The following is a 7,636-nucleotide window of genomic DNA, read 5'->3' as shown; positions in this document are numbered from 1 at the left end:
CGTAACCAAAGGACAGCCGCCCTTGTCGAGAGGGCGAAAGGCTTCATCGCCCGGAATAGTCTTCAAGACCTTGTAATAATCCCAGGGTCCTTTGGATTCTGCGGGCGACTTCACCTGAACCAGATACATGTCATGGACCATACGCCCATCCTCACGAAGCTTTGCGTTGCGGGCGAAGAAATCATTGATGTTCATGCCACGCATGGTCTTGATGACCACTTTGCCACTGGTCGTCTGGGCCTCTTCAGCAGCTTTAAGATAGTTCATGACTGCAGAATAAACCCCGGCATGCACCATCGTCGGCATTTTGCCTCCCATACGCTCACCAAAGCGTTTCGACCATTCACGGGTCTGATCGTCGTAATCCCAGTAAAAGCCAGTGGTCAGCGTGAGCCCCTGAGCAGTTTCAAGACCAACACTATGAATGTCTGATAGAAACAGCAGCATACCGGCAATACGCTGGCCACCTTGCGAGATACCATATTCACTGGTCTGCTTGAGTGCTGTCATCGTATCCCCCGACGAATTGGCGAGGGCAATCACATCAGCGCCGGATGACTGGGCCTGAAGCAGAAAAGACGAAAAGTCAGTGGTTTCGCGTGGGTGGCGAACCGAACCAACGACTTCGCCGCCGCTGGCCTTGACCGCCTCTGCAGTGTCACGTTCAAGAGCATGACCGAATGTGTAATCCACTGTGATGAAATACCACTTCTTACCACCCTCCTGCGTGATAGCCCGTCCCGTGCCGTTCGCAAGTGCGTAAGTATCCCACGTCCACTGAGCGGTAGTCGGCGAGCATGCCTTACCCGTCAGATCTGATGACCCGGCCGTGGAGGCCAGAAACGCAACATCCTTGTCGCGGGTGATTTCTTGAACGGCCATCGCCACAGAAGAAGTCGGAACGTCGATAATTGCTTTGACGTTCTGCTCATCAATCCAGCGGCGGGCCAGAGTTGAACCAATATCGGGCTTATTCTGGTGATCACCCACGATGACTTCTATTGGTTCTCCGTTCAACGTACCACCAAAGTCTTCCACCGCCATCCTGGCCGCAACGACGGAGCCTTCACCTGCCAGATCGAAATTCATTCCCGACATATCCGTCAGAACACCCAGACGAACGGGCTCGGCCATAGCCGAATTTGCTACCAGCGCTGCAAAAAATGCGCCGGAAAGTATCATCGATTTCGTAGTCATGGTTTCCTCCTCCCAATTCAACTTCGTCGTCAGCCGGTCTGACTGCTGCTTTCGGCAATCAGCCTCGCCAGATAAAACTGGTCTGCTTCAAATGATGCGGCCCAATTGCTGCGATGCTTGTGATCAATAGCCCTCTTGGTCATGCGCAACGCCAATGGCGGGCACTCCGCGATGGTTTGTGCAAAAAGCATCGCAGCATCAACAGTGCCACCAGCGACTGATATTTTCTCGCAAAGACCGATATTAAGTGCTTCCTGTTCGCCGATCCGCTCATTTGTAAAGAGCACACGCTTGGCCTGTGTCGGGCCAATGAGCGACGACAGCAACGGCAGTCCGCCCCACCCCAAAGTCATACCAAGACGTACCTCAGGAAACTGGAAGAACGAACCCTGCCCCATGATACGGAAATCTGTAGCCAAGGCCAGAATTCCACCGCCTCCTACGGCAGCACCTTCAACGGCTGCGATGGTTACTTGCGGTAACATTCGCCAGCGGTCACACATGGTTCCACCGAGCGACATCGACACATGGCGAGACACTGCATCCGCGTTCGACCGCCAGAGATTTTCATCATGCAGGTCTACGCCGCCCGAAAAACGGCTCGCTGTTCCGGTGAGGATGACAATGTGAACGGTATCATCTGCCGACAATTCGTCTGCCGCCTGAATGAGGGCCTGTATGGACTCTTCATTGAGAGCATTGGCTTTGCCGCCACGATCATAGCGCACTACAGCAACCGGTCCTGCGCGCTCAATATCGACAATGGCCATTTCTGCCCTCCACGGTATTTCACTTTGACATACTACTGAGTATGTTGCATATTAATATGGGCTTTGCAACCGTCCTCTTTTGAGGTCTAGTCGCACGCCGGGTAGGAGGATTTTACAATATGACGCCAGATCAGCGTGCGCTTGACCGTGACCATTCAGTGCTGAGATATATGCTCGACCGCTATGCAGCGGAGCGCCCTACGGCACCCTTTGTGAACTTTTGGCAATCGGTCGAGTGGGACTATCGGACGACACGCGACCGGGTTCGCCGGCGCGCTGCCACCCTGCAACTGCATGGCGTCAAACGTGGCGATCACGTCCTTTGTTTCTTAGGCAATGGCGAAGATCTGCTTACGACATGGTTTGCAATCAACTATATCGGTGCCGTCTATGTGCCGATCAATACGGCAGCACTTGGTCGCTCATTAGAACACGTTCTGGAAGATGCTGACGCACCCCTGATGGTTGCGCGGGCCGATCTTGTAAAGCAACTCGTGGATATCTCTCCGGGAAAGCTGCGTAAGGTTCTGGTGGTGGAAGGTGTCACGAACTGCAAAGTGGCCGATGTGGAAATCCTGCCATTGACCGACGTAGAGGCCGTCGGTGAAGACGAGCTGGTTCTCGACAAGCCGATCGAGCCATGGGACACGCTTGCCATCATGTATACCTCGGGCACGACGGGAAGCGCCAAGGGTGTCCTGACCTCCTATGTCCAGCTTTATACGATGGGGCCGGACGCATTTGATTGTGTGGACGAAACAGACCGGTGCATGATCTGCGGTCCAATCTTTCATTGTGGCTCAACCCTTTATGTCTATGCAATGCTGGCTCGCGGACTTTCCATCGGTATGATGCGCGAATTCAAGACGCAGCATTTCTGGCAAGCGATCCGCGACACCAATTCTACTTATTGCTTGTTGCTGGGGGTAATGGCGAACTTCCTTTTAAAACAGCCCGCATCACCGGAAGATCAAAAACATCCATTGCGCCGCGCGTTTATCACTCCATTTGGAGAAGATGGCCCTCTGTTTGCACAAAGATTTGGCGTAGACGCATGGACAATCTATAACATGACCGAGATTGCGAGCCCCCTCGTCGCAGGGCCGGGCATTACGCAGAAAGGCATCGCCGGGAAGCCGCGCCCCTGGTATCAACTGCGCATCGTTGATGAAAATGACATTGAGGTGCCTGCCGGTACGGCTGGCGAATTGATTATACGCTCGGATCGTCCATGGTCTTTGATGAAGGGCTATTACAACAATCCGAAAGCAACGGTCGAAGCCATGCGCAACGGATGGTTTCATACCGGTGACAGCTTCCGCAAAGATGAAGACGGAGTTTACTTCTTCGTTGATCGCCTGAAGGACGTGATCCGCCGGCGCGGTGAAAACATCTCCTCCTTTGCGCTGGAGGCCGAAGTCCTGTTTCACGATGCAGTAAGGGAATGCGCGGCTATTGCGGTCCCCAGTGAGCTCAGCGAAGATGAAGTGCTGATTGCTGTCACCCCTGTGGAAGGCTACGAGATCTTGGCGGAGGAGTTACTGGAATTTCTCGCCGGCCGTTTACCGCGCTTTATGGTGCCCCGTTATGTGCGGGTTCTGGATTCCCTCCCGAAAACTTCAAGTGGCAAAATCCAGAAGCACATCCTGAGAAACGAAGGGATTACCGGCGATACAATTGACAAGGAAATCATTAAGGCCAAGCTCACGGGGTGAATTGAGCTCATATCGCCGATAACTCGAAAGGCCGGCTCGCCGGCCTTTTTATTTGATATCAGCAGATCTCAAACAGACCGGCTGCACCCATGCCACCGCCGACACACATGGTCACAACCACATAGCGTCCATTTCGGCGTTTACCTTCGATAAGAGCATGCCCCGTCATACGGGCTCCGGACATGCCGTATGGATGGCCAATCGAGATGGCACCGCCATTCACATTGAGTTTCTCGTTGTCGATGCCAAGCTTGTCGCGGCAGTAAAGCACCTGCGCAGCGAAGGCCTCGTTCAACTCCCAAAGATCAATATCATCAACGGTCAGCCCATGCTGCCTGAGCAGTTTCGGTACAGCGAAAACTGGGCCAATACCCATTTCGTCAGGGCCGCAGCCAGCAACAGCCATACCTCGGTAGATACCGAGCGGAGAAAAACCACGCCTTTCGGCTTCTTTGGCTTCCATCAAGACCGACGCTGACGCGCCATCGGAAAGTTGCGAAGCATTACCAGCAGTCACATAACCACCTTCCGCGATGACCTGCCCGCCGGAAAAGACCGGTTTCAATCCCCTCAAACCGTCAATTGTTGTTTCAGGGCGATTGCCTTCATCCATCGTCAGTGTGACACTTTTCGAGGAAACCTCGCCTGTTGCCTTGTCCTTGACCTGCATGGTGGTCTGAAGCGGTACAATTTCAGCGTTCAGATGGCCTGCCGCCTGCGCCGCAGCAGTGCGCTGCTGCGATTGCAGAGCATATTCATCCTGCACTTCACGCGAGATACCGTAGCGGGCGGAAACGATCTCCGCAGTCTCGATCATACTCATATAAGTCGCAGGCAGATGTTCCATCAGCCACGGATCGCGCCACCGGTAGACATTCATATGTTCATTCTGCACCAGAGAGACCTGTTCTACGCCACCACCGATTGCCACCGTCATTCCGTCGGCGATGATCTGTTTGGCAGCAGTCGCAATGGCCATTAACCCGGAAGCACACTGACGATCCATCGATTGACCGGGAACTGAAACCGGAAGACCGGCTCGCAACAGCGATGTGCGGGCAATATTCATATGAGTGGTGCCCTGCTGAAGTGCTGCACCCATGACAACGTCATCGACTTCCGCTCCGGCAATGCCCGCTCGCTCTATGGCAGCAGCTATGGCGTGACCGGCCAGCATAGGTGCAGTTGTATCATTGAATGCCCCGCGATAAGCCTTGCCAATCGGGGTGCGGGCAGTCGATACTATAACAGCTTCTCTCATGAGTGCTCCTCCATTGACAATGGAACGTAAAGCCTGTCGGCCAGCTGCGTCAATTCCGGTGTAAGCGGAACGGGTCGCCGCGTGGTACGGTCAACATAAACGTGTACATACTCGCTTTTTGCTGCGGTCGACTCTTCACCATCTCTGAAAATGCCGAAGCCCCAAAGCAGGCTGGAATTGCCAATATGTTCGATGCGAACTCCGACGACGACATTATCCGGATAAGAAATTTCGGAGAAGTAATTCGTCGTACTGCGCGCGACAACACCAATCGGCGTATTGCCCTTGAGTTCCAGAGCACCCGCAGCAATGAGCGACCGATTCAAAGCAGCATCGCAATACTGCATATAGACGACGTTGTTGACGTGACCATAAATATCCATGTCACTCCATCGCGTCTGCATATCGTAAAACTCCCGATAAGCAGAGCGAAGCTCAGCTTGCGGGCGGATTTTCGGTGGCGTCATTCGACCGCCTCATGGGCCCGCGAAGTTGCGATAATCCGATCAACATGGGTTAATCCGGCATCGGGTTCAGTAAAGCCCGTCAGATCGTCAATCTTCCCAAAGGCTGCTGCGACAGCTTCCGGCGTCCGCTCGCCTTTCTGCAGATAAACGCCTTCGCTTTCCACGATTGCCATGCGCGCAACCGTACCGGCCCCAGCCAGAAGGGTGGTGCGGCTTGGAGCCTGTTCGCTGACAAGGAAGAGCGCCGCCGGAACCACGTTTTCAGGCGCGAGACGCACCAGCATTTCTTCATCCAACACGTCGCCGGTCATGCGTGTGGCTGCAGTCGGAGCAATAGCGTTAATATGGATACCGTATTTCTGACCTTCAAAATGCAACACATTCATAAGGCCAATCAGGCCGGCCTTGGCCGCACCGTAATTGGATTGGCCGAAATTGCCATAAACTCCGGAGGTCGATGTAGTCATCAGGATGCGGCCGTAATTCTGTCCTTTCATGACATCCCATACGGCTCTGCTTGCATTGGCAGATCCGATGAGATGAACATCGACCACCGCGCGAAAATCGGCCATCCCCATCTTGGCGAAACTCTTGTCGCGCAAGATGCCTGCATTGTTGATGAGAATGTCTATATGTCCGAATTCGTCGACAGCGCGTTTTGCCAACGCCTGCATGTCCTCGAAGCTCGTTACATTTCCTGCATCGGCAATGGCCACACCGCCCTTCGTTCGGATTTCTGCGACTACTTTTTCCGCAGCCTCATACGCCCCGCCGGTTCCATCCCGGCTACCACCGAAATCGTTCACAACGACTTTTGCGCCACGTGCGGCCAGTTCAAGCGCGTAGGCGCGTCCGAGTCCCCCGCCCGCACCCGTTACAATTGCCACACGATTTTCAAACGAAATAGTCATGACGCTCCTCAGCCTATTGCAAGTATGAGCCAGTCTGCGACAAGTGCTGGCTTGGTTTCATCTTTAATTTCGATGGTAACGCTCAGAGTATGGAGCGTGCCATTACCCTTCGGCTGCACAAGTCTGGTCGCAAATACGCCCCTTATTGACGAGCCGATTTTTACCGGCGCCAGGAAGCGAACTTTATCAAAACCGTAATTGATTTCGACCACACCCTTTGCGATTTCCGGTAGGGCCTCCCGGCTTAGTTTGGTCAGCAGCCCGAGAACAAGAAACCCATGCGCAATCGTACCGCCGAAAATGCTTTCATCGGCCGCACGCGAAGGGTCTGTATGAATGAACTGGTGATCATCAATCACATCGGCAAACCGGTCTACAAGTTGCTGATCGATATAAAGCCAATCCGAATACAAGATCTGGCTTTCCGCGCTTGCAGGAAGGGCAAACGCAGCAGAATTCGGTTCTTTTTCCAAATGAAATATCCTCCAAGCGCTGAAAGATGGGCAACTACCGTATCAATCAACAACATACTGAGTAGTATGCACTTGAACATAGCTTTGTCTAGTGGCATTTTGATGAATAAATTTGCTAGGCTTTGTAGCCCGCTTACTTACGCATAAATTGGAGAAGCAGATGGCTGATAGCCGCCGACACAATCGAACAGATGGTACTGGTAACGCAGTGATCCTCGAAACAGCGGCCCAATGCTTCATGGAGCAGGGGTTTTCTACGACGAGCATTGACGATGTGGCACGCAGAATGGGTTCCACCAAGGGACGCATCTATCACTACTATTCTTCCAAGACTGATTTGTTCTTCGATGTGCATCGTGAAGGAATGGAGCGCTTGTTTACAGCTGTAGAGCCAGCCATGGCATCGACCGGCTCTGCTCTGCATCGGCTTGAAGAGATGCTGATGGCCCACGCACTGGCGATGATGAACAACGTCGCTTTTGAGGCTGTCGTGGTGCAAGGCGTCCACATGCATAAACTTGCGGCAACCACGCCCGATCAACGCCGAACCCTCAACGAACTGATTTCGATCAGACGCCGGTTCGAGGATTTGTTTAAGCAGATTATTCGCGAAGGTATTGACGACGGCAGCATGCGGCATGTCGATGTATCTGTTGCAGCCAAGGCAGTTCTGGGCGCTATCAACTGGCTTTCAATTTGGTACCAACCAAGAAGCGCTGAAACTGAGGGCGATAAGATTGCATTGGCGAGAGGTATTGTAGACATCCAGATAAAGGGACTGCACTCCTGAAATACTCCGGAAATGCTTAAAGGCCATTTGGATGCCAATATCGTCAAGTGCT

At 53.3% G+C, this 7,636-nt stretch carries 8 protein-coding genes; 2 read left to right on the top strand and 6 right to left on the bottom strand.

Translation table 11 applies throughout. The features are described from left to right. Both CEV32_RS05705 and CEV32_RS05700 read right to left on the bottom strand, forming a co-directional pair. On the bottom strand, positions 1-1,197 hold a 1,197-nt coding region (locus tag CEV32_RS05705), incomplete at its 3' end, for an ABC transporter substrate-binding protein (RefSeq protein ID WP_094575019.1). A 29-nt stretch (positions 1,198-1,226) separates the two neighbouring features. Beyond that, a complete protein-coding gene (locus CEV32_RS05700) occupies positions 1,227-1,967 on the bottom strand; it encodes an enoyl-CoA hydratase/isomerase family protein (protein WP_094575017.1) in 741 nt (246 codons plus the stop codon). Between the two features lie 119 nt (positions 1,968-2,086). On the opposite strand from CEV32_RS05700, the gene CEV32_RS05695 reads away from it, so the two are divergent. Further along, on the top strand, positions 2,087-3,682 hold the full coding sequence (locus tag CEV32_RS05695; RefSeq protein WP_094575015.1) for an AMP-binding protein: 1,596 nt from the start codon (positions 2,087-2,089) through the stop codon (positions 3,680-3,682). A gap of 58 nt (positions 3,683-3,740) precedes the next feature. On the opposite strand, the gene CEV32_RS05690 is transcribed toward CEV32_RS05695, so the two are convergent. Genes CEV32_RS05690 through CEV32_RS05675 form a run of 4 tightly spaced genes read right to left on the bottom strand, consistent with a single transcriptional unit; the run spans position 3,741 to position 6,794 of the window. Continuing rightward, on the bottom strand, positions 3,741-4,943 hold the full coding sequence (locus tag CEV32_RS05690) for an acetyl-CoA C-acyltransferase (RefSeq protein WP_094575013.1): 1,203 nt from the start codon (positions 4,941-4,943) through the stop codon (positions 3,741-3,743). Beyond that, entirely contained in the window at positions 4,940-5,410 is a 471-nt protein-coding gene (locus CEV32_RS05685) for an acyl-CoA thioesterase (protein ID WP_094575011.1), read from the bottom strand. Before CEV32_RS05685 ends, CEV32_RS05690 begins: the two co-directional genes overlap by 4 nt. After that, positions 5,407-6,321 (bottom strand): SDR family NAD(P)-dependent oxidoreductase, encoded by a 915-nt coding sequence (locus CEV32_RS05680; RefSeq protein WP_094575009.1) that lies wholly within the window; start codon positions 6,319-6,321, stop codon positions 5,407-5,409. The genes CEV32_RS05685 and CEV32_RS05680 overlap by 4 nt, the downstream gene beginning before the upstream one ends. An 8-nt stretch (positions 6,322-6,329) precedes the next feature. Beyond that, on the bottom strand, positions 6,330-6,794 hold the full coding sequence (locus CEV32_RS05675; protein WP_094575007.1) for a MaoC family dehydratase: 465 nt from the start codon (positions 6,792-6,794) through the stop codon (positions 6,330-6,332). A 160-nt stretch (positions 6,795-6,954) separates the two neighbouring features. Here CEV32_RS05675 and CEV32_RS05670 point away from each other — a divergent pair, with 160 nt between their 5' ends. Further along, positions 6,955-7,584 carry a TetR/AcrR family transcriptional regulator gene (locus CEV32_RS05670; protein WP_094575005.1) on the top strand — a complete coding sequence of 210 codons (630 nt, stop codon included), beginning with the start codon at positions 6,955-6,957 and terminating at the stop codon, positions 7,582-7,584. The last annotated feature ends 52 nt before the right edge of the window (positions 7,585-7,636 follow it).

This window comes from Brucella rhizosphaerae (assembly GCF_002252475.1).
Classification (GTDB): Bacteria; Pseudomonadota; Alphaproteobacteria; order Rhizobiales; family Rhizobiaceae; genus Brucella; species Brucella rhizosphaerae.
This window is presented reverse-complemented; position numbering and strand designations above follow the sequence as displayed.